A 25,556-nucleotide genomic window follows, 5' to 3' on the forward strand; every position below is an offset into this window, starting at 1 on the left:
TATCGAGCGGTGGAACGGGTGTGAATTACATCGTTATTCCGATGTTATTCCGTACCGTCCGGCTCCGGAGTGCCGGAAGATGTTGAGCGCGCGGTCCATTCGTGGCTACGATGGCTCGTCGAAAAGCACTGGCTGAAAGGCGATGGGCGTGGATTCGTACAACACCGGGCAGTTCCGTATCGAGGCGGAGGCCGAACCCATCGAAAGCCTGGAGTGGCTGCTGGCGTTCACCGAGCAATACATCGCGGGGTGGAACAGCGGTGACGGCGCGGCGGTCGCGAAATGCGTCACCGAGGACACGATCTGGCACGACCCTTCGCTGGACGCGCCCGCGCACGGCCGGGCGGGTGTGGAGAAGTTCGTCGCCGACACGGTGCGCTCGTTCCCGGATGTCGCCTACGCCAACCCGTTTCCGCCGGTACTCGCCGCGGACGGCCGGCTGGCCTTGGTGCCGTGGCGGATGACCGGCACCCATCTCGGCCCCATCGACCCGCCCGGTTTCGGCCCGACCGGCAAGAAGCTCGATCTGCTTGTCATCGACGCGTGGCAGTTCCGTTCCGGGCTGATCTGGCGCAGCCAGGCCACCTGGGATCTCACGGAGATGCTGCTGCAATTGGGTCTGATGCCGCCGCGCGGAAGCGCCGCCGAGCGCGCGATGGCGCGCGCCCAGCGATTCCGGTCCAAGCTGCCCTTCTGATCCGGGCGGGGGCTCACTCGCCGAACAGCGTGGCGAACCGCTCCACCGCGAGCAGGACCGAAGCGCCGACGGATTCCAGCTCGGCGCCCATGCCTACGAGCAGATTCACGATCGCGGGCACCAGCACTTCGAGCAGACCGTCGTCGCCCAGATGACCGGCCATCTCCAGTTGGACGAAGCCGAACAGTCCCATCCACAGCTGCGCCGCGGCGGACCGCACGTCCGGGGTGTTGATCAGCCCGGCGTCCTGCGCGCGCTGCACCGCCCCGACCACGTGGTCGAAGGTTTCCGCGTAGTGCTCGAACTCCGAATCGTGCCCGGCCACCAGCACATTGCCGCGATTGATCTTCAGGTCGATGCGTGTCCCGGTGCCGAACATCAGCTGGAAGAGTTCCGGCCGCCGCTGGGCCTCGTCGCGGAACACCAGGCCGAGCACGAGCAGGTCGGTGATCGGCTCGTCGCTCACCCCGGCCGCGGTCATACGCTCGGCCAGTTGCGCGAAGCCCGCGGAACCCGCCGCCCGGATCAGGCCGGGCATCCCGCCGAAGTTGGAGTACACCGCCATCGTGGAGACCCCGCACATACGGGAAACGCGGCGGACGGTGAGCGCGTGCAAACCCTCGGTCGACACCACCTCGACGGTCGCGTCGATCAGGCGATCGCGCAGCGCGGTGTTCATCGTGTCCGTCCCGGCGGCCGGGCGCACGGCTAGTTCGGTTGTTCCGGCAGTCTGCTTGCTCATCGCTTCCGTTTCCCCCGGCGCCATCACGCCGTGACGCATAGATGCACTGGTGTGCTGTCTTCCGGAAGGCGGTATCGCCGCTCGACCGAGGGCGCCCCGATCCTGATCACCGCGCGGGCCACCGGTCTCGGCGCCGGGGGAACGAAGTCGATTTCGATCGATGCACCATCGATTCGCTCGGGCCGGAAAGCTGATCGTGGTTCATCGCGCACAGATATCTCCGTTCTTGCCGCACGAACGGGCGGGCAGAGCATGAGGTAGAGCCGCGTTCGCGGGCTACGAAGAGCAGGCGCACCCGCCGGGAGGTGCGTGTCGGAGGTGAGTGTCGTCACTGAAACTCTATGTGATACAGCGTAACATCCACAGCGATTCCGCCGAATGTTTTGTGTCCTTATGGAATTGGCTGTTCGGCACGCTGTTGTGACATTCGCCGACGGCGCGGCGGAAGTTCTGGGGCCGGTGACAAACGATGTCCGCCCCGCGCTCGGCACGCGATGTCGATAATTGGACAAATAAGACATCGGTTCGGTGCATGCCTCGGCTATCGGTTGCCGCCGATTCTTGTTCCGCGTGGTCACGAACACGCGACAACGTTATCGTTCGCAAAGGACAGTTTCGTGGGTGGGGAGGTCGGCCGATGGCGGCATCGATTCCGGGAATCATCGCGTGGCCGGTCGTCGGCTTCGTCGCGGCCGTCTTCGCGGGCCGGTGGTTGCTGGTACGCGACACGATCGTCGACCGGCTGCTGAACAAGCTGTTCGGGTGGGGATTGCTGAGTCTGCTGCTGTATCGCTGCGGCATGACGCCCGGCATCGCGAGTCTCGCCCATCAGCTCGCGCTGGGTTGCACGGTGATGTCATCGATGTGCTTGCAAGGGATCGTCCGCATCTGGGCGTTGGGCGCGGAACCGGCCGCGATCCGGCGCAGGCACCGCGTCTGCTGCACGCTGGCGGTCGCGTCCACCGCCGCGATCCTGCTGGCGGGCACGTCGGCGCGACAGGACGGCAGGCTGGTCGAGCTGACCCTCGACACCGAGGGCGTGGTGGTGTGGACCGCGTTCGGCCTCCCGCTGCTGCTGAACGTCTGGCTGCTGGCGCGCATGTGCGCGCATGAACTGCGGGCCGGTGGCATCGGATTGGCGGGAAAGCTGGTGTGTGGCACGCTGATCTGGGCGGCGACCCTCTTCGGGGCGAATCTGGTGCTGTCGACGGTGTGGGTCGTCACCGGATGGCAAGGCTTGGGCGCGCAGATGGTCAGGGTCGAAACGACGGTCACCCTGTGCCTGTTGGTCGACGCGACGTTGGTCGCGATTCCGCTGGTCCAGACATTGCTGGCGATGGCGGAACTGGATCGGGCCGGACGCGCCGGTCGCAGGCTGCGCCCGCTGTGGCGGGATCTCACCACCGCGGTGCCCGAGATCGTGCTGCGGCCCGCGGCCGGTGAGCAGGCCGACCCGGAGACCCGGCTGATGCGCATGACCGTGGAGATCCAGGACGCGCTGCTGCAACTCGGCCGCTACGCCCCGACGTCGGCGATGGCAGGCTCGGGATGTCCGCTGACCGACTACGCGCACCAAGTGGCGTACGCGGCGCTCGCGCGCGAGGCGGGAGCGGCCCCGATCGGATCGTCCCCGGCCCGGTTGCCGGTCCCGGCGCCGGATTTCGACGCCGGGCTGCGGCAACTGCTCGATCTCGCCCGGGTGTGGCCCGTGGCCCGCGCGGCGGCGGGCGAGCGAGTCCCCTCGGCCGTCGGCGTCGGCTAGAGCACCGCTTGGGTCTGGGTGACCTTCGCGACCAGCTTGTCCGCGTCGTCCCGGATCACCGTCTCGACCACGACGAACGAGCGTCCGGCGTGCAGCGGCATGGCCGACGCGACGGCGTATCCGGAACGGACCGCGCGCAGGAAGTTCGTCTTCGACTCCACCGTGGTGGTGCCCTGCTTGCCCTCCGGCAGGTTGAGGAACGCGCAGACCGCGCCGGTGGCGTCGGCCAGCGACATCAGCACCCCGCCGTGCAGCACGCCGCCCAGCGTGCACAGCGATTCGTCCCAGGCCAGGCGGCTGCGCACCAGCTCGGGCCCGTGCGCGAGCACCTCGACGCCGAGGCGTTCGGTGAACGGCATGGTCTGGTGGAACAACTTCGTGCCCGTCTCATCGATCATGTCCGCGATCCTGCCTGCCGCGGGTCACGGAGTCGATTACCTCGCGGGTAATCGACGTTCTTCCGCCGCCGTTGCCGAACGGTGACCCGCACATCGGTTGCGTATCGGTCCGCGTGCGGCGAAACGCGGCGGCGGCGCGCGGGTATCAGCTGATGAACCCGATGAACAGGAGAAACGCGATGACCAACCTCCAACCGTTCTATCGGCAGGTGCAGGCCCACTACGACCTCTCCGACGAGTTCTACGCACTCTTCCTCGACCCGACGATGACCTACAGCTGCGCCTGGTTCGAGCGACCGGACATGACGTTGGAGCAAGCGCAGCGCGCGAAGATCGACCTGGCCCTGGGCAAGCTCGACCTGCGGCCGGGGATGACCCTGCTGGACGTCGGCTGCGGGTGGGGGTCGACGATGCTGCGCGCCGCCACGGCCTACGGCGCCACGGTCGTGGGTCTGACGCTCAGTCGCAACCAGTACGACTACGTCAGGGACAAGATCGAGCGCGAGCGCATCCCCGGTGTGCAGGTCCGGCTGCAGGGTTGGGAGGAATACGAGGGCGAAGTCGACCGGATCGTCAGCATCGGCGCGTTCGAGCACTTCCGGCGGTCGCGCTACGAGACGTTCTTCCAGCGGTGTCACCGGATGCTGCCGCCGGACGGCAGGATGCTGCTGCACACGATCGTGGGGTGGACATTGAAAGACATGCGGCGCATGGGCATACCGGTGACCCGGGACGACGCGCTGTTCCAGATCTTCATCAAACGAGAGATCTTCCCCGGCGGGCAGCTGCCGCATCCCGCCGAGGTCACGCGCCTGGCCGGGCGCGCCGGGTTGGGCACGGAGAAGATGCAGGAATTGCGGCCGCACTACGCGCGCACCCTCGACTGCTGGGCCGAGGCGCTGCGGGCGCATCGGGAGGAGGCGGTCGCCCTGGCATCCGAGGAGGTCTACCAGCGGTACATGAAGTATCTGACCGGATGCGCGGCGCAATTCCGTGCCGGTCGCATCGATATCGTGCAGTTCACGCTGGTCAAGTGACGCTCATTCAGAGCCGCCCCGGCGGGGGCCGGTTCAGCTCATCCGCGCCACCACGGCGTCGGGGAGATGGGGGAGCGCGAGGTCGATCAGCCGCCACGGCCACCCGGGGACGCAGGCCCGGCGTCGCTCCTGCTCGATGGCGGCCACCATCGCCGCCACGCCCTTGTCCAGGGGCGCGACCATCCGCGCGTCGCCCGCCTTGGCCGCCATATCGGTGGCGATGAAACCCGGCAGCAGGGTGGTCACCCGGATCGGCGAGCGTGCCAATTCGGTGGACAGTGCCTCGCCGAGCGCGGCGAGCCCCGCCTTGCTCGCCGAATAGGCCGCCTTCCTGCCGGGCAGCCCGCGCACCGCGCTCATCGACGCGACGAGTACCAGGTGCCCCGCCCGCTGCGCGCGGAAGATCTCCAGCGCCGCTTCCGCCTGCGCGAGAGCGCTGACGAAGTTCGTGATGGCCGTCGCGAGATTCGCGTCGGCCCGTCCGGTGCCGATCAGCGCTCCCTTGCCGATCCCGGCGTTGACGATCACCCGGTCCAAGCCGCCGAGTTCGTCGCGCAGTTCGCCGAAGACGGCCGGCACCGCCGCGTGGTCGTCCACGTCGAGCGCGCGCACCGCGACGGTGATTCCGGGATGACTCGCCACCAGCTCGTCGCGCAACTGTGTGAGCGCGTCCAGCCTGCGGGCGCACAGCGCGAGGTCGCGGCCATCGGCGGCGAAATCGCGCGCCATGGCGGCCCCGAGGCCCGCGCTCGCGCCGGTGATCAGAATCCTTTTTCGCGACATGCGGCTGACCTTATAAGGCACAGTCGGACGTCGTCCGTCGAGTGCGCCTCCGTCGTTTCAGTCGCCGGAGGAGCCGGTCGGCGGCGCCGTCGACAGCAACCGCCACGGCCCGCAGTTCTCGGTCTTGAACCCGACGTCGGTCGGCTTGATCCGCACCCGGACCGGGCCGAGCCGGGTGTAGTTGTTCGCGATGATGTACTGCATGTTCGTGTTGTCGCCCTCGACCTTCCACAACCTGCGCCAATCACACGCGTAGGCGGGGTCGCTCGTGCCGGGCGCCTCCCAGAGACCGGGGACGATATCGACGCCGACCGAATAGACGCCATCCTGCGAGATGGTGTTCGCGGGTTCGGCCGTCGCCGTCGCCGCCGCGAGCAGGGTCACCGCGGAACTCATGGCTCCCGTGAGGAGGAGCGCGCTAGCACGCATACCGGTTCTCCTTGACTTGTACTCCCGCCGCGTCCACGGGTCGTCGTGCTCCCGCCGTCGCGGCCGACTTGAGAGATCCCCCGCATCTCCGCGGCAAGCATTACCAGAACCGACCAGGTGGTGTGCCGGAATCCGCGTTTCCGGACCGGACCACGCGGACCTCGCTATCGCCGAGAAAATTCCGGGCAATCCTGACGTATCGGGAAGTCGCCACGGATTTCGGCGTGCCGATCGAGACAGTGTCGACCCGCGTGCATTACGCTCTGCTATCTCTGCGCAAACCGCCGGGGCGGATCTGACCGCCGGGCGTCGCGCATGCTGTAACACTTCGATCACGCACCTTGCTTTGCTGATACATGCGTTGCCAGAGTGACCATTGGGTTTGGTGTTACAAGTGGGAAGGGAGGGGTGCTCCATCCCGGGGCACCGACCGCACTATGAAGCCAAGCATCGTCAAAGCCGGTATCTGCACCGCGGTCACGGCCGCGGTAACGGTGACGTTGTCCGGATTGCTTCCGGCCAGCGCGCAGGCGGCGCCGTCGCCGCTGGACATGTCGAAGAAACTCGCAGGCAAGACCGTATTCCTGGACCCCGGCCACCAGGGGTCCAACCACTCCCAGGACTTGGCCAGACAGGTCAGCGATGGTCGCGGCGGCACCAAGGACTGCCAGACCACCGGCATGACCACGATGAACGGCGTTCCCGAGCACACCATCACCTGGAACGTCGCGCAGGTCGTCAAGACATCGCTGGAGACGCTCGGCGCGCACGTCGTGCTGAGCCGCCAGGACGATATGAACTGGGGCGGCTGCGTCGACGAACGGGCCCGCGCGGCGAGCCAGTCCGGCGCCGACGTCGCCGTGAGCATCCATGCCGACAGCGCGCCCGCGCAGGATCGCGGATTCCACCTGATCATCCCGGAGCTGCCCATCCCGAATCTGATCGTCGATCAGGTCCAGGCGGGAGCGGGACTCGCCGCGTCCAAGTCGGTGCGCGACGCGTATCGCGATGCGGGATTCCCGCCCGCCAACTACGGCGGGGTGGTGGACGGTCTGCAGACCCGCACGGACATCGCCGGGCCCGCGTTGACCACCGTTCCGCTCGTCTTCCTCGAGATGGGCAATGGCGCCAATCCCGAGGACGCGGCGTCGCTGGAGACACCGGACGGGCAGCTCAAGCACGCGATCGCGCTGACCACCGGCGTGGTCGGTTACCTGCTCGGCACACCGCAGCCGAGTGCCGCGCCGGATCAGCAGGGCGGCCAGAGCACCCCGCAGGGTGCGTCGTTCGACCATCCCGCGGTCGCCCCGGAAACGCCGCAGGCTCCGACGCCGGGAACGCCGCAGGCCCAGACGAACCCGTTCGCCCCCCAAGCCCAGACGAACCCGTTCGCTCCCCAGGCTCAGACGAACCCGGCGGTACCGCAGGCCCAGGTGATTCCCGCGGTGCCGCAGAGTTACACGACTCCCGGTGTGCCGCAGAGCCCTGCGGCACCGGCGGTGCCGCAGGCGCAGTCGGTTCCCAGCACCACGACGCCGAAACCGGCTCCAGGAACGGCGACACCGCAGTCACCCGGTGCGTCGGCGGCGCCGAAATCGCCGGGTACTTCCGGAACCCAGTCGCCGGGCACGCCGAACGCACAGCAGTCCCCCGGGGCCGCCGGGGGCAACGCTTCGATCATGGAGTTGCTGATGCCGTTGGCGAAGATGCTCGGGCTGGACAACAACGCCATCAGCACGGAGTTGATCAATCTCGGTTACAGCCTGGCGGGCATGCTGCTGGGCCCCGCGAAATAGTCCGCGCACCGAACCCACCTGACGCCACCCTCACCACGGCGAGGGTGGCGTCCGGCTTTTCCCGCGGGTCTCGCGGCGCACTAGGGTGAGCGGAATGGCTGACCGGATTCCTGTTGTGCTCGTCGCGGGGTTTCTCGGTTCGGGGAAGACCACGCTGCTCAATCATTTGCTGCGAAACAACCGGGGGACCCGGATCGGCGTGGTGGTCAATGACTTCGGGGCGATCAACGTCGATTCGATGCTGGTCGCCGGGCAGGTCGACGCGATGGTCTCGCTCGGCAACGGCTGCGTGTGCTGCGCCGTCGACGTCACCGAACTGGACGAGCTGTTCACCCGGCTGACGCAGCCGCGCGCCGGAATCGACGTGATTGTGGTGGAGGCCAGCGGCTTGGCCGAGCCGCGCAATCTCATCCGGATGGTGGTCGGCAGCGACAATCCGCGCCTGCGCTACGGCGGCCTGGTCGAGGTGGTCGACGCCGAACAGTTCCCGGACAGCAGTGCCCGGCATCCGGAGCTGCGCACTCATGTGCGGCTGGCCGACCTGGTGGTGGTGAACAAGGCCGATCGGGTGGCGCCCGAGCAGCTCGCACGGCTGCGTGCGGACATCGCGGCGCTGATCGGCTCGGTGCCGGTGTACGCGACCACCCACGGCCGGATCGATCCCGGACTGCTGTTCGACCGACCGCGACGCGAACGCCAGCTGGTGGCCGAGCAACTGAGCTTCGACGAACTGCTGGTCGAGCACGAGCACCACGACCACGCCGGGCACCGCCATCTGCACGACGACTACACCAGCGTCTCCTTCGCCAGCGACCGGGAGCTGGACCCGCGCAAACTGATCGGCTTCCTGGAGGACCCGCCACCGGGATTGTTCCGGGCCAAGGGCTTCGCCGCCTTCGGGGTGGCGGGCGAACGCAGGAAATTCGTCCTGCACATGGTCGGCCGCCACATCGTCTTCGAGCCGGGCGGCTGGTCGCGCGGCGAATCGCGGGGGGCGCAGCTGGTGCTCATCGGTGCCGGTCTGCACACCGACAAGGCCATGGCGCGGCTTCGTGACACGGTGCACGACGACGCCGAACCGCTCGATTCGCAGAGCATGCTCGGGGTATGGCGTTATACGCCGCACTGAGCGCGCAGATTGGCGCGTTCGGTCGCGACATGTCGTGTTCGGTGCTGGTGACAGAGCGGTCTTTTCATGAGACTGGATGCGTGTCCGCCGGTCGGTGGGCACCGGGAGCGTATTGCCGCGCGCGGCGCCGCTCGGCAGCCGATCCGTTACCGACCGAATCGTCCTGCGACCGATGGGAGTTTCCCGTGTCAGATTCCATGGAGAGCGCCACCGCGTACGTCATCGAGGTGCTGGAGGCCAAGGGCACCGCCACCCGCGACGACTTCGACGTTCCCGCGATCGTCGCCGAGACCCACGCACTCACCAACAGCTGGGATTTCCGGGCGATCGAGGACGCGACCTTCTGGTCGATCGCCGCGCGTTTCCTCAGGCCGTGAAGCTCCGCTCGGTGCGCGGCGCGTGGGTGGCCAGCGACCAGCGCCGAGCCGCGCGCCGCAGCGATCCCGGGTCGGAGTAGCCGAGGATCTCGGCTTGGCGCGAGGGGCTCAGCGGCCCCGTGGCGGTCGCGGCGACCAGCCGCGCGCCGCGCGCCCGGTCCAGCTCGGCGCGCCACGTGGTACCCGCCTCGCGCAACCGCCGCTGGAGCGTGCGCGGGCTGGTGGCCAGCCTCCGCGCCACCCGCTCCAGGGACGCGTCGCCGTCCTCCAGGCAGTCCGCCAGGGCGGCCGCGACGCGTTCGGGCCATGCGGTGGCCAGCGGCGGCGGTGGCGGAAGCGCGGCGGCCAAGGGTTGCAGGATGCCGGCCAGGACCGGATCGCTGGTGGTCAGCGGCAGATCCATGTCCGAGGCGCGGAAGGTCATAGCGTCCACCGGCGCGTCGAACTCGATCGCGGTGGTGCCGAACACCTCGATGAAGGTGTCGATCTTGGTGGGCGCGTGCTGGCGCAGCGCGACCCGCACCGGGGCCAGCGGTTCACGCACCACGCGCCGCGCCCGGCTGAGCACCGCGCTCAGCCCCCAGAGTTGGGTGAGATCGCGGCCGCGGCCTTCCCCGTCGATCATGTCCAGATACAAGGTGACTTCGTCGTCGTTCTCCGCGACCAGGTCGAACCGGTGGTTGGTAGTCACCGCGGTGACGTACGGACCGCAGGTCGCCAGTCCGGCCCCCAGTGTCGGCGCCGAGGAGAACAGATAGTCGTAGAGCCCCAGGCAGGTCAGTTCGTAGCGGCTCGCCACGTTCAGGGCGACGTCCGGATCGCCGAGTTCGAGTTCACCGATCTCCCACAGCCGGGAGAACATCTGGCTGGGCAGGTGCAGGTCCTCGCCCGCCATGGTCCACTCCGGCAATCCGGTTTCCCGGAGCAGCCGGTCGCGGTCCACCCCGGCCGCGATGAGTTGCGAGATGACGAACCGGTGGAGCAGAACCTGATCGGTTCCCATCGCGTGCTCCCTTCTGCCACGCGACCGATCGGCGCACCGTCGGTCTCCGAGTGAAGCGATACCGCGCGCACACGCTATACCGGACGTGTTGATTCGTCATGAGATTCACGTCACGGTCAGATCACCCGCAGGCGTTCACCCATTCCGACAGTCCGTCGGCGAACAGCTGGCGCTTCCAGATCGGAACTTCGTGTTTGATCCGGTCCACCAGTTCCGCGCACGCCGCGAACGCCGCGCCGCGATGCGCCGCCGCCACCGCGACGACGATCGCGCGGTCACCGATGTCGAGCGAGCCGACGCGGTGCACGGCCGCGACCGGCAGGCCGTGCGTGGCGGCGAGTTCGGCGCAGACGGTGTGCAGGAACCGCTCCGCCTGCGGGTGCGCGGAGTATTCCAGGGCCGAAACGGCTTGTCCGCCATCGTGGTCGCGGACTTTCCCGGTGAACACCACGACAGCGCCGTAATGCGATCCGGACACCGCCTCCTCGACCTCCGCTGGGTCCAGCGGCTGGTCGCTGATCCGGGCGAGCCGGACCGTAGCCTCAGCCGTTGTCATGACTTCCACCTCCGGCGACTTGTGCGAGCAGATGATCCAGCAGCGGTTCCAGCACCGCGATGCCGTCTTTCACGCCGCCCGGCGACCCGGGCAGATTCACGATCACCGAGCGTCCCGCGAGTCCCGCCACGCCGCGGCTCAGCGCCGCCAGCGGGAACTTCGCGGTGCCGCGCTGCCGGATCGCCTCCGCCACACCGGGTAGTTCGCGATCGAGCAAGGCGAGGGTGGCCTCCGGGGTGGCGTCGGTGGGGGAGGCGCCGGTCCCACCGGTGCTGATGACCAGTGCGGGTTCGAAGCGCAGCGCGTCGGCGAGTCCGAATTCGATCTCGGCGTCGGCGTAGACCAGCGGGCCCCGCACCGAGAAGCCGAGGCCGGACAGCCAGTCCACGAGCACCGGACCGGTGGTGTCGACGCGGGTGCCCGCCGCGACCCCGGTCGACGCGACCAGCACCACGGCCGAGCGTTCCTCCTCGTCGAATTCGGGCTCGGCGTAGTCGGCGGTGACCGGCTCGTCCTCGCTCTCGTCCGAGGCCGCGTCGTCGGGGCGCTCCCAATGACCGTGTTTGCCGCCTTCTTTGGTCAGCAGGCGCACGCCGGTGAGTACTGCCGCGGGGTCGACCGCCTTCACCATGTCGTGCAGGGTGAGACCCGCGACCGCGACCGCGGTGAGCGCCTCCATCTCGACACCCGTCGGACCCTTGGTCTTCGCGGTGGCCTCGATGGTGATGGCGGTGTCGGTGAAACCGAACTCCACCCGCACCGACGACAGCGCCAGCTGATGGCACAGCGGGATCAACTCGGAGGTCTTCTTCGCCCCCGCGATGCCCGCGATGCGGGCGGTGGACAGCACGTCCGCCTTCGGCATGTCGTCGGCCCGTACCAGCGCGACCACCTCGGCCGTGGTGCGCAACTCGCCTGCCGCGACGGCGATCCGGGTGGTCTCGCTCTTCGCGCTCACATCGACCATGCGGGCGCGACCTTCGTGGTCGACATGGGACAACTCGCTCATAAGGTCCACACTCGCACAACCGCGCCCGCGGGCAGAGCGGTGACCTCGGCGGGTACATCGATCAGCACGTCGGCTTTCGCCATGGCCGCCACGAGATGCGAGCCCGGACCGGACACCACCTCGACCGCACGCGGCCGTCCGGACGCGGCCGACTCACTCGAGTGCCCACGGATCAGCCTCCCCCGCAGGAACTGACGCTTGCCCTCCGGCGAGCGCGGCACGGCGTTGAACAGGGGGAGCTCGTAGGTGTCCACCTCGGGCAGACCGGCGAGGCGCCGCAGGATCGGGCGGGCGAACACCTCGAACGACACCATCGTGCTGACGGGGTTGCCGGGGAAACTGAGCACCGGCACACCGTCGACGACGGTCAGCCCTTGCGGGCCGCCCGGTTGCATCGCGACCGAGCCGAACCGTCCGCCCATCGGTTCGAGCACGTCCTTGACCACCTCGAAGTCGCCCTTGGACACACCACCGGAGGTGAACACCACATCGGCGCGCTCCATCGCGTCCGACAGCAGCCCGCGGAAACGCGCCGGATCGTCGGTACTGTGCGCCACCGAGACGACCTCGACGCCGTTCGCGGTGAGCGCCGCGGCGAGGGCGACGCCGTTGGAGTTGTAGATCTGGCCGGGGCGCAGCGGCTTTCCGGCCGCGACCAGCTCGTCGCCGGTGGTGATCACCGCGCCGCGCACCGCGCGGAAGACCGCCACCGCGGACAGCCCGACCGCGGCCAGGGCGGCGACATGCCGGGGCGCGAGCGTGATGCCCGCCCGTGCGAGCAGGTCACCGGTCCGGACGTCCGTGCCCGGTTCCCGCACGAATTCCCCCGCGCTGCGGCCGCGCTCGATGGTCACCGTGCCGTCGCCGACGCGGGTGTCCTCCACCGGAACCACGCAGTCCGCGCCGGGCGGGATCGGCGCACCGGTCATCACCTTCATCGCCGCACCGGGCGGCAGCGGCGCGCGGCCGGCGGCTCCCGCCGCGACGACGCCTGCCAAAGGCAGGGTGACCGGCGCGACCAGCACCGATTCGGCACGCACCGCGTACCCGTCCATCGCGGAGTTGCGGAACACCGGCAGATCGATCGGCGAACGGACGTCTTCGGCCAGCTGCCTGCCCAGCGCCCGCGGCACCGCGACGGACTCGACCGCGCGCGCGGCCAGTGGCCGCAGCAGCTGTTCGATGCTGTCGCGATAGTCGTCGACGGGCCTGGCCGAGACGCCGGCGGGCCGAGGGTTCATGCGAGTCAGCCTAATGGGTGCGGTCGGGCGTAGTCCGTCCTCAGCCTGCGCATGGCCGGAGCGAAGGCGGAGGTACGCCTAACGCCCGGTCCGGGCGGTTCTCCGCCTCTGCCGCCATGCGCAGGTCGCCGGACGCCGTGGCAAGGCCTCACCGCCTGTCCGCGGCCGAAGTGAGCCGAAATCGAGCATTCCGCCCGCGAACGAATTGGGGCAGGCGGTCATAATGGACGTGTGACTCTGGTCGAGATCGGGATTCCGGCCGTGCGTTCCGGGCGTCCCTCGCTCGCCGGCCGTCCCGACACCCCCTATTTGCTGGATCGTTTCGGACGCGTCGCCCGCGACCTACGTGTGTCCATCACCGAGAAGTGTTCGCTGCGCTGTACCTATTGCATGCCGGAGGAGGGGCTGCCGGAGATTCCCCGGCACGAACTGCTCACGGTGGACGAGATCGTCCGGCTGGTGCGCCTCGCGGTGCTGGAGCTGGGGGTGCGCGAGGTCCGCTTCACCGGGGGCGAGCCGCTGATGCGCCGCGACCTGGAACAGATCATCTCGGGCTGTCATGCCGAGGTGCCGCACATCCCGCTGGCCATGACGACCAACGGCATCGGGCTAGAGCACCGCGCGATCGGCCTCGCCGCCGCCGGTCTGCACCGGGTGAACGTCTCGCTGGACACCGTGGATCGGGCCGGTTTCGCGCGGTTGACGCGCCGCGACCGCCTCGAATCGGTGTTCGCGGGCATCCGCGCCGCCCGCGCCGCCGGGCTGGCCCCGGTGAAGGTCAACGCCGTCTTGATGCGGGAGACCCTCTCCGGCGCGCCCGATCTGCTGCGCTGGTGCCTGGACGAGGGCTGTGAGCTGCGTTTCATCGAGGAGATGCCGCTGGACGCCGACCACGAGTGGGCCCGCGCCAACATGGTCACCGCCGCCGAACTGCTCGACGTGCTCGGCGCCCGGTTCTCCCTCGACGAGGTGGGCCGCTCCGATCCGTCGGCGCCCGCGGAGAAGTGGCTGGTCGACGGCGGGCCCGGCACCGTGGGCATCATCGCCACGGTGACCAGGAAGTTTTGCGACACCTGCGACCGCACCCGGCTCACCGCGGACGGCATGCTGCGCTCCTGCCTGTTCAGCGACCAGGAATTCGACCTGCGCCAGGCACTGCGCTCCGGCGCCGACGACGAGGAACTCGCGACGCTCTGGCGCGGTGCGATGTGGAACAAGTGGGCCGGTCACGGCATCGACGCCGAGGGCTTCGTCCCGCCGGAGCGGACGATGGGAGCCATCGGTGGTTGAGATCCGCTACTTCGCCGCGATCGCCGACGCCGTCGGCAAGGACGGCGAGACGCTCGACCTCCCGGCCGGAGCGACGGTGGCCGACTTGCGCGCGACCCTGGCGGCGGCCTACGGCCCGGACCTGGACAAGATGTTGTCGGTGTGCGCCTACCTGGTCGGTGACGAACTCACCCGAGATCCCGCGGTCGCGCTGAGCCCGCGCGTCGACGTCCTGCCACCCTTCGCGGGCGGCTAGGCGGCGCGTTCACATCCAGCGCCGCCACGACCAGCTGTGCCAGGTGTCGATGAGGTGCGCGGTTTTCGTGAGCGACGACGCTGCACGGCGGCGCTCCTCGCCGGACGCCGAGGTCCCCCCGAAGGGCTAGCGCCACCAGGTGTCCAGCGGCGTCACCGGGACGGTGCGCTTGTGACGGGTGTTGTGGAAGATGCTCTCCAGCCGTTCGGCGACCTCGGGGGTCACCTCCTTGCCCTCCAGGTAGTCGTCGATCTCGCTGTAGCGCAGACCGAGCGCTTCCTCGTCGGGCAGGGCGGGCCGGTCGTCCTCCAGATCGGCGGTGGGCACCTTGGACCAGATGCTCGGGGGCGCGCCGAGTTCCTGGAGCAGGGCGGCGCCCTGGCGCTTGGTCAGACCGGTGAGCGGGGTCAGGTCGACGCCGCCGTCGCCGTACTTGGTGAAGAATCCGGTGACCGCCTCGGCCGCGTGGTCGGTGCCGACCACGAGCAGATTCTCCTGCCCGGCCAGCGCGTACTGGATCACCATGCGTTCGCGCGCTTTGATATTGCCGCGCACGAAGTCACGCAGCTGGTGGACCTGCAAGGCGGACGCCGCCTCGGCGGCCGCGGCGTTCGCGCTGGGCCGGACGTTGACCACGACCTGCCGGTCGGGCCGGATGAACGTCAGGGCGGTGCGCGCGTCGGCCTCGTCGGCCTGGACGCCGTAGGGCAACCGCACGGCGAGGAAGGTCGCGTCCACGCTGTCCGCGCGCAGTTCTTCGGCCGCGAGCTGGCACAACCGGCCCGCGAGAGCGCTGTCCTGTCCGCCGCTGATGCCGAGGACGAAACCTCGTGCGGGAGTCGCGTTCAGATAGTCCTTGAGGAAATCGACCCGGCGGCGGATCTCTTCCTTCGGTTCGATCGTGGGCCGGACGCCCAATTCACTGATGATCTGTGCACGCAGGTTCCCCATGGCGCCCGAGTCTACTGGCGGCTCAGCGGGCGACGACGCGCCGAACGACGAGCTCCCAGTTGTCGCCGATCTGCTCGCGGGTGAAGCCGAGCACTTGCATCTGGTGCATGACCAGCGCTGCGCCGAGCATCGCCAGCAGCCAGTCGGCGACCAGCGCGACCTCCCCGGGCACGTCGGCCTGCCGCAACAGCATCACGACGTGCGCGCGCTGTAGTCCGTACGGTCCACCGGAATAGCGTTCGCTCGCCTCGCCGAGCTCGGCGGCGCGGTGTAGCTCGCCTGCCACCTCGATGTCCAGGAGCCTGGCCCGCCCGAAGGCGACCAGTCGTTCCACCGGGGGCGCGCCCGGTCCGAGCGGCGGCGGCCCGAAGATGAACGACTCCTGGTACTTCCGCTCCGAGTGGTCCAGCAGCGCGAGCAGCAGGCCGGATCTGCTTCCGAACCGCCGGAACACCGTGCCCTTGCCGACCCCGGCGCGTTTGGCCAGCGCGTCCATGGTGAGGCTGTCGACGCCGTGCTCTCGCACCAGTTGCTGCGCCGCGTCCAGGAGCAGTTGACGGTTGCGCGCCGCGTCGGCGCGCTCGGCGGGCTCCGAGGTGCCCGGCAATGGCGTGCCGACGTCGAGCAGCCGAGGTGCGCCATCGGTCGACGCGTCCGGTGTGGGGTAGTTCACAGCGCTCACGCAGGCTCCGCGGGAAGTAATCGGACCATGGTCCGGTTAGTGTGTGGTGAACGTACGGACACCACCTCATCAGTACACCAGGAGTCGTCATGAGCCAGACCCGCATTCTCGCACTCGTCGGCAGCCTGCGCGCCGCGTCGGTCAACCGGCGGCTCGCCGAGGCCGCGGCGCACAGCGCGCCGGAGGGTGTCGAGGTCACTCTCTACGAAGGGCTCGCCGACATCCCGTTCTACAACGAGGACATCGATGTCCCCGGCTCCGTCCCCGCGGCCGCTCAGGCGCTGCGCGACGCGGTCGCCGAGGCGGACGGCCTGCTGGTGGTGACCCCGGAATACAACGGCACGCTGTCGGCGGTGCTGAAGAACGCGATCGACTGGGCTTCCCGTCCCTACGGCGCGGGAGCGATCAAGAGCAAGCCCACCGCCGTGGTGAGCGCATCGATCAGCCCGAACGCCGCCCAGTGGGCACACGGCGACGCGGTCAAGGCGCTGGGCGTGGCGGGCGCGCGGGTGGTCGAGTCCGCGCACCTGCACTTCGGGGTCATCGGCGAGCGGTTCGGCGCCACGCATCCGCGTGACGATGCCGAGGCGCTGACTCAGCTGGCCGGTACGGTGCGCGACTTGGTGGAGGCCACGCGCGGCGAATTGGCGTCGGTGTAAGCTCCTTCTCCGGTCTGAACGAGGGCCATCGCTGCGGGGCGCAGCGGTGGCCCTCTTCGTTTGCCGGAAAGTTTGCTGAAAGTAAGCTGACGCGCCGTGGAGTGATCTGCGCCACTGTTTTGTGTCGGGGTGAATCGAGCGTACTGGTACTTCTCTCGATGGAATTTCATCAATGTGACTCGCTACATGTCGTGTTGTAGGAATCTGTCGGCCACTAGGTGTAGTGTCTTCGGTACTGGAAGACGGCGAGAGACCTCACTCGGCACGAGTCGGCCACAGGTGGCTGATCAGGGGATTCGAGCTCGGATCCAGGAGTTTGCGCAGCATACGTCGGATCGTGAATTGCAACGGATCACAGGCTGTGGATCAGGCACAAGGAGAGAGGGACATCAATGACCGTCACCGTGTACACCAAGCCCGCTTGCGTCCAGTGCAACGCCACCTACAAGGCCCTCGACAAGGCCGGGGTGGACTACGAGGTCATCGACATCTCGGAGAACGACGAGGCGCGTGACTACGTCATGGCACTCGGGTACCTGCAGGCGCCGGTCGTGGTGGCGGGGGACGATCACTGGTCGGGCTTCCGTCCCGACCGCATCAAGTCGCTCGCGACCGTGGCGGCCTGACGCTTCCACCGCTTCCGGTTCATCCGAGGGCGAGCGCTACGGCGCTCCCGAGAAGAGGAAGGCGACCATGTCGGAGACGACGGCGCTGGTCTACTTCTCCAGCGCTTCGGAGAACACGCATCGCTTCGTCGAGAAGCTGGGTCTCCCGGCGACTCGCATACCACTGCACACCGCCGACTCGCTGCGCGTAGACCATCCGTACGTGCTGATCGTCCCCACCTACGGGGGCGGTCGGCACGTACTGGGGGGCGATCGTTCCGACAAGGACTTCGTGCCGAGGCAGGTCGCCAAGTTCCTCAACGACCCGCACAACCGCGCGTTGCTGCGCGGGGTGATCGCGGCGGGCAACACGAACTTCGGCGACACCTTCTGCTACGCGGGCGAGCTCATCGCACGCAAGTGCGGGGTGCCGTACCTGTATCGCTTCGAACTCATGGGAACCGCTGAGGACGTCGAGCGCGTCCGAGAGGGATTGGGATTGTTTTGGCAACAGCAACGACAGCACCGGCCGGAAAGACAGCTCGCTTAGAGCAGCCCCCGGTCCGCGGCGGCGAGGCGGGCGAGGTCCTGGACTACCACGCCCTCAACGCGATGCTGAACCTGTACGGCCCGGACGGGGAGATCCAGTTCGACAAGGACCGTGAGGCCGCCCACCAGTACTTCTTGCAGCACGTCAATCAGAACACCGTCTTCTTCCACAACCTGGACGAGAAGCTGGACTACCTGATCGAGGAGAACTACTACGAGGCCGAGGTTCTCGAGCAGTACAGCCGCGCGTTCATCAAGAAGCTGTTCAAGCAGGCCTACGCCAAGAAGTTCCGGTTCCCCACCTTCCTCGGTGCGTTCAAGTACTACACCTCGTACACGCTGAAGACCTTCGACGGCAAGCGCTACCTGGAGCGGTTCGAGGACCGGGTGTGCATGGTCGCGCTCACGCTCGCCGCCGGTGACGAGGCGCTGGCGGGCCAACTGGTCGACGAGATCATCGAAGGCCGTTTCCAGCCGGCCACCCCGACCTTCCTGAACTCGGGCAAGAAGCAGCGTGGCGAGCCGGTGTCGTGCTTCCTGCTGCGCATCGAGGACAACATGGAGTCGATCGGGCGCTCGATCAACTCCGCGTTGCAGCTGTCCAAGCGCGGCGGCGGAGTGGCGCTGCTACTGAGCAACATTCGCGAGCACGGTGCGCCGATCAAGAAGATCGAGAACCAGAGCTCGGGCGTCATCCCGATCATGAAGCTGCTCGAGGACTCGTTCTCCTACGCCAACCAGCTCGGCGCGCGGCAGGGCGCGGGCGCGGTCTACCTGCACGCGCACCACCCGGACATCTACCGGTTCCTGGACACCAAGCGGGAGAACGCGGACGAGAAGATCCGCATCAAGACGCTCTCGCTGGGCGTGGTCATCCCGGACATCACCTTCGAGCTGGCCAAGAAGAACGAGGACATGTACCTGTTCTCGCCGTACGACGTGGAACGCATCTACGGCAAGCCGTTCGCCGACATCGACGTCACCGAGAAGTACTACGAGATGGTCGACGACAAGCGCATCCGCAAGTCGAAGATCAAGGCGCGCGAGTTCTTCCAGACCATCGCCGAGTTGCAGTTCGAGTCGGGTTATCCGTACATCATGTTCGAGGACACGGTGAACCGGGCGAACCCGATCGCGGGCAAGATCACCCACTCCAACCTGTGCTCGGAGATCCTGCAGGTCTCCACGCCGTCGGAGTTCAACGACGATCTGTCCTATGCCAAGGTGGGCAAGGACATCTCCTGCAACCTCGGGTCGCTGAACATCGCCAAGACGATGGACTCACCCGATTTCGCGCAGACCATCGAGGTGGCCATCCGGGCGCTGACGGCGGTGTCGGACCAGACCCACATCTACTCGGTGCCCTCCATCGAGCAGGGCAACAACCTCTCCCACGCCATCGGCCTCGGGCAGATGAATCTGCACGGCTACCTGGCGCGCGAACGGGTCCACTACGGGTCCGAAGAGGGCATCGACTTCACCGACATCTACTTCTACACCGTGGTCTATCACGCGATCCGGGCGTCGAATCGGATCGCGATCGAGCGCGGTACGTACTTCGGCGGCTTCCCCGAATCGAAGTACGCCAGCGGTGAGTACTTCGACAAGTACACCGATCAGGTGTGGGAGCCGAAGACCGAGCGCGTCCGGCGACTGTTCGCCGACGCGGGCGTGCACATCCCGACCCAGGACGACTGGCGCGAGCTGAAGGCCTCGGTCATGGAGCACGGCATCTACAACCAGAACCTGCAGGCGGTGCCGCCGACCGGATCGATCTCCTACATCAACCACTCCACCAGCTCCATCCACCCGGTGGCGTCGAAGATCGAGATCCGCAAGGAAGGCAAGATCGGGCGCGTCTACTATCCGGCGCCTTACATGACCAACGACAACCTCGAGTACTACGAGGATGCCTACGAGATCGGCTACGAGAAGATCATCGACACCTACGCCGCGGCCACCCAGCACGTGGACCAGGGCCTGTCGCTGACGTTGTTCTTCAAGGACTCCGCCACCACCCGCGATCTCAACCGCGCCCAGATCTACGCCTGGCGCAAGGGCATCAAGACCCTCTATTACATCCGGCTGCGCCAGATGGCCTTGGAGGGAACAGAAGTCGAAGGTTGCGTCTCCTGCATGCTGTAGTTCGGGTTGCGAACAGGGCCTCCGGAAGGGGGCCCTTTTCGCATTCCGCGGCCGCTGAGATCGCGCACTCGCCTACGCTCGAAGCGCAACCCCATCCTGCGCTCTTCCTCGCATCGCGTGCGGTAGGCCGTCAGCGCCTGGAATAAGCTGGGGCAGAAGCGATCCGGTAGTGATGGGAACGACGATGACCGATCTCGGCGGCAATGGGAAGCCGCTCAGGGCGATTCACGACGCGAGCGTGCCGAGCAGCGCTCGAATATACGACTATGTGCTGGGTGGGAAAGACCACTATCAAGTGGATCGGGACGCGGCCGAGAAAGTGATCGCGGCGTTTCCCACCACCAGGGTCGCGGCTCGGCAGAACCGGTCGTTCATGCACCGTGCGGTGAACGCGCTGACCGAGTTGGGCGTGACGCAGTTCCTCGATGTCGGCACCGGCATCCCCACCGAGCCGAACCTGCACCAGGTGGCGCAGGCGCCGACGCCCGAAGCGCGGGTGGTCTACGTGGACAACGACCCGATCGTGCTGACCCATGCCCGCGCCCTGCTCACCGGCACGCCGGAGGGCCGCACCGCGTACGTCGACGCCGACCTGAAGGACCCCGCGGCGATCTTGTCCGCGCCCGAACTCCGCGAGACCCTGGACCTGGAGCGCCCCGTGGCGCTGAGCCTGGTCGCCGTGCTGCATTTCCTGGCCGAAGAGCAGGACCCCTACGGGATCGTCGAGACATTGATGGATGCTCTCGCGCCGGGATCGTTCCTCGTGGTCTCGCACATCACCGCCGACCTCGAACCGGAGATGATGACCGACGCACTCGACGTGTACCGGCAGAGCGGGGTCTATGCCCAGACACGCACGCGGGACGAATTCGCCCGCTTCTTCACCGGGTTGGAACTATTGGACCCGGGAATCGTCGTCACCAATCAATGGCGTCCGCAGGGCGAGTCGCCGTCTTGGCTCGACTCGCAAGTGAACTGCTGGAGCGCGGTCGGCCGTAAGGTGTGGTAGGCGGACCTTCCCGGGGCAGGAATCACGGAGGCTCGGTGCTCGTGAGTCCTGCCCCGCGTGATCAGCTCAGGGCCGGGAGCACTTCGCGTTCGAAGAGTTCGATGCCGGAGGTGTCGTAGGCGGCTTCGGGGAAGTTGAAGATGGCGTAGCCGAGGCCGAGGTCGCGGACCCGGCGCAGGTTCTCGGCGATCTGCTCGGGGGTGCCGGTGGCGGCGCCGCTGTTGTACAGCTGCTCGAAGTAGGACTTGGCCGCGTCGGCGCCGATGACGGGCGTCAGGCGGGCTTTCAGCGCCTCCAGGCGATCCTCTACTTCGGCCTGCGTGGAGCCGATGACGACATTGAAGTTGGAACTGCGGACGATCGCGTCGAAGTCGGTGCCGACGTCGGCGCAATGCGCGCGCAGCACCTCGGACTTGTGGGTGAACTCGTCGGGATTGCCGCTGAAGTTGGTGTACTGGGCGTATTTCGCCGCGATGCGCAGCGTCTTCTTCTCGCCTCCACCAGCGATCCACAGCGGAATCCCGCCCTGCTGGAGGGGAAGCGGGCGCACGATCGCGCCGTCCACCTGGTAGTACTTGCCGTCGAGGGTGGCCGAACCGGTGGTCCACGCCTGCCGGAAGATCTGCACGCCTTCGTCGAGGCGGCCCAGCCGTTCGCCCGCGGACGGGAATCCGTAGCCGTAGGCGCGCCACTCGTGTTCGTACCAGCCACCGCCGATGCCCATCTCGACGCGTCCGCCGGAGATCAGGTCGACCGTCGCGGCCACCTTGGCCAGATAGGCCGGGTTGCGGTAGCTGATCGCGGTACACATCTGGCCCAAGCGGATACGCGAGGTGGTCGCGGCGAACGCCGACATCAGCGACCACGCTTCGTGCGTCGCCTCCTCGGTGGGCACCGGAACGGTGTGGAAGTGGTCGTACACCCACAGCGATTCCCACACCGGGTTCGCATCGGCACGCTGGGCGAGGTCTCGCATCACCCCCCATTGGTCCGCCGGATCGATGCCCACCAGATCGAGCCGCCAACCCTGCGGGACGAAGATGCCGAAGCGCACGAATATCTCCTTCGTGTGTACCCGAAACGGCCGCGGCGAGCGCCGCGGCCTCTACCTCACTGTTACCAGTGCGCCGCGCGCTGGCAACCGTTCGGCGCTCGACGCATCGAATTGATGCGATCGCCCTAACCGAATGGGCCATTCCGGAAGGCTGCTCACCAACAGAATTCGCTGGCGATATATGGAGGGCGAATGTCGCACGCTGGAACAAAGAAAACGCAGCCTCGGCTCGGCGTCGATTTCGGCCGGGTCATCCAGGAGGCCGCTCTAGCGCCCGGGGACGAGGACACGGTGTTCCTCTCCGGCGGGCTCGAGGAGGCGCTGCGCACGCCGCCCAGCGTGGGCGCTTTCGAGGTACTGCCGCGCCTGGTCCGGCGGTTCGAGGGGCGCGCCTGGGTGATATCCAAATGTGGCCCGCGGATCGAGCAGCGCACCCGCCAGTGGCTCGATCACCACGACTTCTACGACCGCACCGGGATCGCCCGGGAGAACGTGCGCTTCTGCCGTGCCCGGGCGGACAAGGCGGTGCACTGCGCCGAACTCGGCATCACGCACATGATCGACGATCGCGTCGACGTTCACCGTGCGCTGCGTGAGGTAGTGCCGCACCGATTGCTGTTCGGCGCGCAGTCGGAGCCGGTCCCCGAGTGGGTGCGACACGTCCCGACCTGGGAGGACGCGGAGCGGGCCGTGCTGGAGACGACGGATCGGTTTCCGCGGGCGCACCTGTAGTCCGGTGCGCGGGGCCGGGAGCCGGTTTCCGGTTCGAGCGCTTCGGCTCGCGTGCTGTGACCGCACGAAATCGGCCGGGAGCTCGCGCGCCCGGCCGATCGCGTCTGTTCGATCCCTACGCGCCGGTGAACTTCTCACCGGCGACGGACTTCGACGGCTCACCGTCGACGCCGACCGGGATATCGCCCTCGAGGGTGGTGCGGTACAGCACCCGGGTGACATCGAGGTGGTCCAGATCGCTCGGGGCGAGATGCGCGGTGACCCGGTTGTCCCAGAACGCGATGCTGCCCTTCTGCCAGCGGAAGCGGACCGTGTAGGCGGGGTGGGTGACCTCGTCGAACAGCAGCTTCAACACCGCGTCGCTCTGGTTCGGGGTGAGCCCGACGATCCGGGTGGTGAAGCCGGGGTTGACGAACAGCGCCCGCTCACCGGTCACCGGGTGCACCCGGACGACCGGGTGCTCGGTGACCAGCGGCGCGGCCGCGACCTTCTTCGCGTAGTCGCTGTCGGAGTTCCAGGCCGGCCTGTTGCCGCCGAAGCGGTGCTCGGCGCGCAGCCCTTCGGCGAAGCGCTTGAGCGACTCGGGCAGGTTCTCGTAGGCGGCGACGAGGTTCGTCCAGCCGGTGTCGCCGCCGCGCTCCGGGGCGATCTCGGCGCGCAGAATGGAGGCCGCGGGCGGGTTGATCAGCGCGGAGACATCGGTGTGCCAGTGGTTGGTGTAGCTGTGCTTGCGCACACCGAACCGCTTCTCGTACAGCCGGCTGTCGACCGCGAGGATCTCCGGGTACTCCGTCGGCGCGTCGTCGTCGTACGGGTGCGACGGCGTGACCGCGCCGAAGCGGCGGGAGAAGGCGATCTGCTGTGCGTGATCGATGTGCTGATCGCGGAAGAACAGCACCTTGTAGGTGTGCAGCGCGTCGGTGATGGCCTCGACCTGCTGGTCGGTCAGCGACTCACGGAGATCGACGCCGGAGATCTCGGCGCCGATGTGCCCGGCGACGGGAGCGACGTGCACCGCGCCATCGGTAGCGGTCGAGACGGGGGATTCGTGTACAGCGGTCATCGGAAGAACTCATTTCGGATCAGAGGATCGGGCCGGCGGCAACCGGAGATGCGGGGTCTGCGGCAAGGCGACAAGCGCTGCCGCAGACGCGCATGAAGTCGACGACGCGACGTTTGGTCAGCGCCTGCACGACGACTGCCTTCCGAGCGCGGGGTGGGCGGGCACGGTTATCAGGCGTTCGCCGGGGCGCGCCACCGCGACAGGCGGCGTTCCAGGGCGACCAGCAGGCCGTTGAAGGCGAGGCCGAGCAGCGAGATGGCGAGGATGCCCGCGTACATGTTCGGGATCGCGAAGTTCTGCTGCGCGGCGGTGATCAGATAGCCGAGACCGGCTCTGGCTCCGAACATCTCGGCGGCCAGCAGCACGAGGATCGAGCTGGCGGCGGCCATCCGCAGGCCGGTGAAGATGGACGGCAGCGCCGCGGGCAGGATCACCTTCTGGAACAGCCGCAACGGCGAGAAACCGAGGGAGGCGGCCGATTTGACGAGCAGCGGATCGACGGTGCGCACGCCGGTGATGGTGTTCAGCAGAATCGGGAAGAAGCTCGCGTAGACGACGATGGCGACCTTCGAGGTCTCGCCGATGCCCAGGATCAGCAGGAACACCGGCAGCAACGCCAGCGCCGCGGTGTTGCGGAACAGTTCGAGAATCGGGTTCAGGAAGTCCGCGACCGGCTTGTACCAGGCGATCGCGATGCCCACCGGAATGCCGGCTACCAACGCGAGCGAGTACCCGGCCAGCGAACGGTTCAGGCTCGCGGAGATGTGGGTCCACATCTCCCCGCTCGCCACCAGGTCGGCGAACGCCTGGGCGACCACCGAGAACGGCGGCAGGAATACCTCGTCCACCAGGCCGAGGGTCGGGGCGAGCTGCCACAGCAGCAGGAACAGGGCGATGACGACGGTCGGTTTGAACACCCGCCAGGCCAACCGGCTCACCGCGCGGATGGCTTGTGTTCCGGCGGAGGGCGCGGTCTCGGCCCTGCGCACCTGGGCGGGCCGGGCCTGCGCGGCCGCGCTCTCCCGTACCGGCCGCTCGCTCAGCTGAATGGCACTAGACATTGGCCGTCCTCTCGGTGGTGGATTCGACGTCGGCCGTGTGGTCGGACAAGGACTTCAGTTCCAGGCTCGCGGCCCGCTGGACCTCGCTGTGCAGCAGCGTCCAGATCTCGTGGCGGTAATCCCGGAAGCGTTCGGAGGAGCGGATGTCGTCGTCGGTTTCCCGGTCGATCTCGACGTCGACGATGGCCTTGATCCGCCCGGGTCGTGAGGTCAGCACGGCCACCCGCTGGCCCAGGTACACCGCCTCATCGATGCCGTGGGTGATGAACAGGACGGTCTTGCCGGTGGCCCGCCAGATGCGCAACAGTTCGTCCTGCAACGACTCCCGGGTCTGCGCGTCGAGCGCGGCGAACGGCTCGTCCATCAGCAGCACCTCGGGATCGAACGCGAGACTGCGCGCGATCGCGACGCGCTGTTTCATGCCGCCGGACAGCTCGTGCGGGTAGCGGTCGCCGAAACCGGCTAGCTGTGATGTCCAGGGAGGTTGTCCGGCCTACTCACTGTGGTGAGTCCGGCTGACAGGTGAAGGCCTCCGGCTGTGAAGTGGAGCTGTCTAGGAACC

The 25,556-nt window shown here is 67.8% G+C and carries 28 protein-coding genes and 1 pseudogene; 15 read left to right on the forward strand and 14 right to left on the reverse strand.

The genetic code is table 11. The features are described from left to right. Positions 1-148: 148 nt before the first annotated feature. Positions 149-697 carry a nuclear transport factor 2 family protein gene (locus ACIHAX_RS10420; RefSeq protein ID WP_356961064.1) on the forward strand — a complete coding sequence of 183 codons (549 nt, stop codon included), beginning with the start codon at positions 149-151 and terminating at the stop codon, positions 695-697. 13 nt (positions 698-710) lie between these two features. Here ACIHAX_RS10420 and ACIHAX_RS10425 read toward each other — a convergent pair whose 3' ends face one another. Beyond that, on the reverse strand, positions 711-1,439 hold the full coding sequence (locus ACIHAX_RS10425) for a TetR/AcrR family transcriptional regulator (RefSeq protein WP_355077722.1): 729 nt from the start codon (positions 1,437-1,439) through the stop codon (positions 711-713). Positions 1,440-2,076: 637 nt separating this feature from the next. Here ACIHAX_RS10425 and ACIHAX_RS10430 point away from each other — a divergent pair. Then, positions 2,077-3,201, forward strand: coding sequence for an MAB_1171c family putative transporter (locus ACIHAX_RS10430; protein ID WP_397276960.1), 1,125 nt, complete (start codon positions 2,077-2,079; stop codon positions 3,199-3,201). Here the strand turns inward: ACIHAX_RS10430 and ACIHAX_RS10435 are convergent. Beyond that, positions 3,198-3,599, reverse strand: coding sequence for a PaaI family thioesterase (locus ACIHAX_RS10435; RefSeq protein ID WP_355077719.1), 402 nt, complete (start codon positions 3,597-3,599; stop codon positions 3,198-3,200). The genes ACIHAX_RS10430 and ACIHAX_RS10435 overlap by 4 nt on opposite strands. 179 nt (positions 3,600-3,778) lie before the next feature. Here ACIHAX_RS10435 and ACIHAX_RS10440 point away from each other — a divergent pair, with 179 nt between their 5' ends. Beyond that, the gene (locus ACIHAX_RS10440) at positions 3,779-4,636 is read left to right on the forward strand and encodes a cyclopropane mycolic acid synthase family methyltransferase (RefSeq protein ID WP_356961068.1); all 858 of its coding nucleotides are present in this window, start codon (positions 3,779-3,781) and stop codon (positions 4,634-4,636) included. Positions 4,637-4,669: 33 nt separating this feature from the next. Here the strand turns inward: ACIHAX_RS10440 and ACIHAX_RS10445 are convergent, their stop codons facing one another. Together ACIHAX_RS10445 and ACIHAX_RS10450 are read right to left on the reverse strand one after the other, a co-directional pair. Next, entirely contained in the window at positions 4,670-5,419 is a 750-nt protein-coding gene (locus tag ACIHAX_RS10445; RefSeq protein ID WP_397276963.1) for an SDR family oxidoreductase, read from the reverse strand. Between the two features lie 57 nt (positions 5,420-5,476). Then, complete coding sequence (locus ACIHAX_RS10450) at positions 5,477-5,848, reverse strand: hypothetical protein (protein ID WP_364429430.1); 372 nt, start codon at positions 5,846-5,848, stop codon at positions 5,477-5,479. A gap of 122 nt (positions 5,849-5,970) precedes the next feature. Between ACIHAX_RS10450 and ACIHAX_RS10455 the strand changes: the two genes are divergently transcribed. The 4 genes from ACIHAX_RS10455 (at position 5,971) to ACIHAX_RS10470 (ending at position 9,150) form a co-directional block, all read left to right on the forward strand. Beyond that, on the forward strand, positions 5,971-6,147 hold the full coding sequence (locus ACIHAX_RS10455) for a sigma factor-like helix-turn-helix DNA-binding protein (protein ID WP_397276965.1): 177 nt from the start codon (positions 5,971-5,973) through the stop codon (positions 6,145-6,147). Positions 6,148-6,285: 138 nt separating this feature from the next. Next, positions 6,286-7,644, forward strand: a complete 1,359-nt coding sequence (locus ACIHAX_RS10460) for an N-acetylmuramoyl-L-alanine amidase (RefSeq protein ID WP_397276967.1) — start codon at positions 6,286-6,288, stop codon at positions 7,642-7,644. Positions 7,645-7,738: 94 nt separating this feature from the next. Beyond that, the gene (locus ACIHAX_RS10465) at positions 7,739-8,773 is read left to right on the forward strand and encodes a CobW family GTP-binding protein (RefSeq protein ID WP_397276969.1); all 1,035 of its coding nucleotides are present in this window, start codon (positions 7,739-7,741) and stop codon (positions 8,771-8,773) included. Positions 8,774-8,958: 185 nt separating this feature from the next. Further along, positions 8,959-9,150: a hypothetical protein gene (locus tag ACIHAX_RS10470; RefSeq protein ID WP_355077710.1), complete on the forward strand. Its 192-nt coding sequence runs from the start codon at positions 8,959-8,961 to the stop codon at positions 9,148-9,150. Here ACIHAX_RS10470 and ACIHAX_RS10475 read toward each other — a convergent pair. The 4 genes from ACIHAX_RS10475 to glp form a co-directional block, all read right to left on the reverse strand. After that, complete coding sequence (locus ACIHAX_RS10475) at positions 9,140-10,153, reverse strand: AraC family transcriptional regulator ligand-binding domain-containing protein (RefSeq protein WP_364429425.1); 1,014 nt, start codon at positions 10,151-10,153, stop codon at positions 9,140-9,142. The two genes, ACIHAX_RS10470 and ACIHAX_RS10475, sit on opposite strands and share 11 nt — an antisense overlap. A gap of 121 nt (positions 10,154-10,274) precedes the next feature. After that, positions 10,275-10,709, reverse strand: a complete 435-nt coding sequence (locus ACIHAX_RS10480; RefSeq protein WP_355077707.1) for a molybdenum cofactor biosynthesis protein MoaE — start codon at positions 10,707-10,709, stop codon at positions 10,275-10,277. Further along, positions 10,696-11,718: a bifunctional molybdenum cofactor biosynthesis protein MoaC/MoaB gene (moaCB, locus tag ACIHAX_RS10485; protein ID WP_356961076.1), complete on the reverse strand. Its 1,023-nt coding sequence runs from the start codon at positions 11,716-11,718 to the stop codon at positions 10,696-10,698. Before moaCB ends, ACIHAX_RS10480 begins: the two co-directional genes overlap by 14 nt. After that, a complete protein-coding gene (gene glp, locus ACIHAX_RS10490; RefSeq protein ID WP_397276972.1) occupies positions 11,715-12,959 on the reverse strand; it encodes a gephyrin-like molybdotransferase Glp in 1,245 nt (414 codons plus the stop codon). Before glp ends, moaCB begins: the two co-directional genes overlap by 4 nt. 231 nt (positions 12,960-13,190) lie before the next feature. Here glp and moaA point away from each other — a divergent pair, with 231 nt between their 5' ends. Beyond that, positions 13,191-14,249, forward strand: a complete 1,059-nt coding sequence (gene moaA / locus ACIHAX_RS10495; protein WP_356961080.1) for a GTP 3',8-cyclase MoaA — start codon at positions 13,191-13,193, stop codon at positions 14,247-14,249. Further along, positions 14,242-14,484, forward strand: a complete 243-nt coding sequence (locus ACIHAX_RS10500; protein ID WP_356961082.1) for a MoaD/ThiS family protein — start codon at positions 14,242-14,244, stop codon at positions 14,482-14,484. Before moaA ends, ACIHAX_RS10500 begins: the two co-directional genes overlap by 8 nt. Before the next feature lie 126 nt (positions 14,485-14,610). Here the strand turns inward: ACIHAX_RS10500 and nadE are convergent, their stop codons facing one another. Continuing rightward, on the reverse strand, positions 14,611-15,435 hold the full coding sequence (nadE, locus tag ACIHAX_RS10505) for an ammonia-dependent NAD(+) synthetase (protein ID WP_355078740.1): 825 nt from the start codon (positions 15,433-15,435) through the stop codon (positions 14,611-14,613). A 22-nt stretch (positions 15,436-15,457) separates the two neighbouring features. Next, positions 15,458-16,063, reverse strand: coding sequence for a helix-turn-helix domain-containing protein (locus ACIHAX_RS10510; RefSeq protein WP_364429622.1), 606 nt, complete (start codon positions 16,061-16,063; stop codon positions 15,458-15,460). Positions 16,064-16,206: 143 nt separating this feature from the next. Here ACIHAX_RS10510 and ACIHAX_RS10515 point away from each other — a divergent pair, with 143 nt between their 5' ends. From ACIHAX_RS10515 to ACIHAX_RS10535, 5 genes are all read left to right on the forward strand, one after another. Next, positions 16,207-16,776 (forward strand): NAD(P)H-dependent oxidoreductase, encoded by a 570-nt coding sequence (locus tag ACIHAX_RS10515; RefSeq protein WP_355078741.1) that lies wholly within the window; start codon positions 16,207-16,209, stop codon positions 16,774-16,776. Between the two features lie 392 nt (positions 16,777-17,168). Further along, positions 17,169-17,402, forward strand: coding sequence for a redoxin NrdH (locus tag ACIHAX_RS10520; RefSeq protein ID WP_039799742.1), 234 nt, complete (start codon positions 17,169-17,171; stop codon positions 17,400-17,402). 67 nt (positions 17,403-17,469) lie between these two features. Continuing rightward, positions 17,470-17,931 (forward strand): class Ib ribonucleoside-diphosphate reductase assembly flavoprotein NrdI, encoded by a 462-nt coding sequence (nrdI, locus tag ACIHAX_RS10525; RefSeq protein WP_355078742.1) that lies wholly within the window; start codon positions 17,470-17,472, stop codon positions 17,929-17,931. Between the two features lie 62 nt (positions 17,932-17,993). Then, positions 17,994-20,075 (forward strand): class 1b ribonucleoside-diphosphate reductase subunit alpha, encoded by a 2,082-nt coding sequence (nrdE, locus tag ACIHAX_RS10530; protein WP_355078830.1) that lies wholly within the window; start codon positions 17,994-17,996, stop codon positions 20,073-20,075. Positions 20,076-20,259: 184 nt separating this feature from the next. Then, positions 20,260-21,084, forward strand: coding sequence for an SAM-dependent methyltransferase (locus ACIHAX_RS10535; RefSeq protein ID WP_397276976.1), 825 nt, complete (start codon positions 20,260-20,262; stop codon positions 21,082-21,084). Between the two features lie 61 nt (positions 21,085-21,145). On the opposite strand, the gene ACIHAX_RS10540 is transcribed toward ACIHAX_RS10535, so the two are convergent. Then, complete coding sequence (locus tag ACIHAX_RS10540; RefSeq protein WP_355078744.1) at positions 21,146-22,138, reverse strand: LLM class F420-dependent oxidoreductase; 993 nt, start codon at positions 22,136-22,138, stop codon at positions 21,146-21,148. A gap of 192 nt (positions 22,139-22,330) precedes the next feature. On the opposite strand from ACIHAX_RS10540, the gene ACIHAX_RS10545 reads away from it, so the two are divergent. Further along, positions 22,331-22,870, forward strand: coding sequence for a hypothetical protein (locus ACIHAX_RS10545; protein WP_397276978.1), 540 nt, complete (start codon positions 22,331-22,333; stop codon positions 22,868-22,870). Between the two features lie 115 nt (positions 22,871-22,985). On the opposite strand, the gene ACIHAX_RS10550 is transcribed toward ACIHAX_RS10545, so the two are convergent. From ACIHAX_RS10550 to ACIHAX_RS10560, 3 genes and pseudogenes are all read right to left on the reverse strand, one after another. Beyond that, positions 22,986-23,933, reverse strand: a complete 948-nt coding sequence (locus ACIHAX_RS10550) for a TauD/TfdA family dioxygenase (RefSeq protein WP_355078746.1) — start codon at positions 23,931-23,933, stop codon at positions 22,986-22,988. Positions 23,934-24,103: 170 nt separating this feature from the next. Then, positions 24,104-24,994: an ABC transporter permease gene (locus ACIHAX_RS10555; protein WP_355078747.1), complete on the reverse strand. Its 891-nt coding sequence runs from the start codon at positions 24,992-24,994 to the stop codon at positions 24,104-24,106. After that, positions 24,987-25,460, reverse strand: a pseudogene (locus ACIHAX_RS10560) (ABC transporter ATP-binding protein); the annotation flags it as partial. The pseudogene ACIHAX_RS10560 and the gene ACIHAX_RS10555, both read right to left, overlap by 8 nt. Between the last annotated feature and the right edge of the window lie 96 nt (positions 25,461-25,556).

It is taken from the genome of Nocardia sp. NPDC051929 (assembly GCF_044548645.1).
GTDB classification, from domain to species: Bacteria; Actinomycetota; Actinomycetes; order Mycobacteriales; family Mycobacteriaceae; genus Nocardia; species Nocardia sichangensis.

Excerpts from the sequence above, each read along its gene's own strand:
- ACIHAX_RS10535 (WP_397276976.1), top strand. The coding sequence starts at position 20,260 with ATGACCGATCTCGGCGGCAATGGGAAGCCGCTCAGGGCGATTCACGAC.
- nadE (WP_355078740.1), bottom strand. The coding sequence starts at position 15,435 with ATGGGGAACCTGCGTGCACAGATCATCAGTGAATTGGGCGTCCGGCCC.
- ACIHAX_RS10425 (WP_355077722.1), bottom strand. The coding sequence starts at position 1,439 with ATGAGCAAGCAGACTGCCGGAACAACCGAACTAGCCGTGCGCCCGGCC.
- ACIHAX_RS10435 (WP_355077719.1), bottom strand. The coding sequence starts at position 3,599 with ATGATCGATGAGACGGGCACGAAGTTGTTCCACCAGACCATGCCGTTC.
- ACIHAX_RS10475 (WP_364429425.1), bottom strand. The coding sequence starts at position 10,153 with ATGGGAACCGATCAGGTTCTGCTCCACCGGTTCGTCATCTCGCAACTC.
- ACIHAX_RS10450 (WP_364429430.1), bottom strand. The coding sequence starts at position 5,848 with ATGCGTGCTAGCGCGCTCCTCCTCACGGGAGCCATGAGTTCCGCGGTG.
- ACIHAX_RS10555 (WP_355078747.1), bottom strand. The coding sequence starts at position 24,994 with ATGTCTAGTGCCATTCAGCTGAGCGAGCGGCCGGTACGGGAGAGCGCG.
- ACIHAX_RS10430 (WP_397276960.1), top strand. The coding sequence starts at position 2,077 with ATGGCGGCATCGATTCCGGGAATCATCGCGTGGCCGGTCGTCGGCTTC.
- nrdI (WP_355078742.1), top strand. The coding sequence starts at position 17,470 with ATGTCGGAGACGACGGCGCTGGTCTACTTCTCCAGCGCTTCGGAGAAC.
- ACIHAX_RS10465 (WP_397276969.1), top strand. The coding sequence starts at position 7,739 with ATGGCTGACCGGATTCCTGTTGTGCTCGTCGCGGGGTTTCTCGGTTCG.
- nrdE (WP_355078830.1), top strand. The coding sequence starts at position 17,994 with ATGCTGAACCTGTACGGCCCGGACGGGGAGATCCAGTTCGACAAGGAC.
- ACIHAX_RS10545 (WP_397276978.1), top strand. The coding sequence starts at position 22,331 with ATGTCGCACGCTGGAACAAAGAAAACGCAGCCTCGGCTCGGCGTCGAT.
- ACIHAX_RS10480 (WP_355077707.1), bottom strand. The coding sequence starts at position 10,709 with ATGACAACGGCTGAGGCTACGGTCCGGCTCGCCCGGATCAGCGACCAG.
- ACIHAX_RS10515 (WP_355078741.1), top strand. The coding sequence starts at position 16,207 with ATGAGCCAGACCCGCATTCTCGCACTCGTCGGCAGCCTGCGCGCCGCG.
- ACIHAX_RS10460 (WP_397276967.1), top strand. The coding sequence starts at position 6,286 with ATGAAGCCAAGCATCGTCAAAGCCGGTATCTGCACCGCGGTCACGGCC.
- ACIHAX_RS10445 (WP_397276963.1), bottom strand. The coding sequence starts at position 5,419 with ATGTCGCGAAAAAGGATTCTGATCACCGGCGCGAGCGCGGGCCTCGGG.
- moaCB (WP_356961076.1), bottom strand. The coding sequence starts at position 11,718 with ATGAGCGAGTTGTCCCATGTCGACCACGAAGGTCGCGCCCGCATGGTC.
- ACIHAX_RS10440 (WP_356961068.1), top strand. The coding sequence starts at position 3,779 with ATGACCAACCTCCAACCGTTCTATCGGCAGGTGCAGGCCCACTACGAC.
- ACIHAX_RS10550 (WP_355078746.1), bottom strand. The coding sequence starts at position 23,933 with ATGACCGCTGTACACGAATCCCCCGTCTCGACCGCTACCGATGGCGCG.
- glp (WP_397276972.1), bottom strand. The coding sequence starts at position 12,959 with ATGAACCCTCGGCCCGCCGGCGTCTCGGCCAGGCCCGTCGACGACTAT.
- ACIHAX_RS10520 (WP_039799742.1), top strand. The coding sequence starts at position 17,169 with ATGACCGTCACCGTGTACACCAAGCCCGCTTGCGTCCAGTGCAACGCC.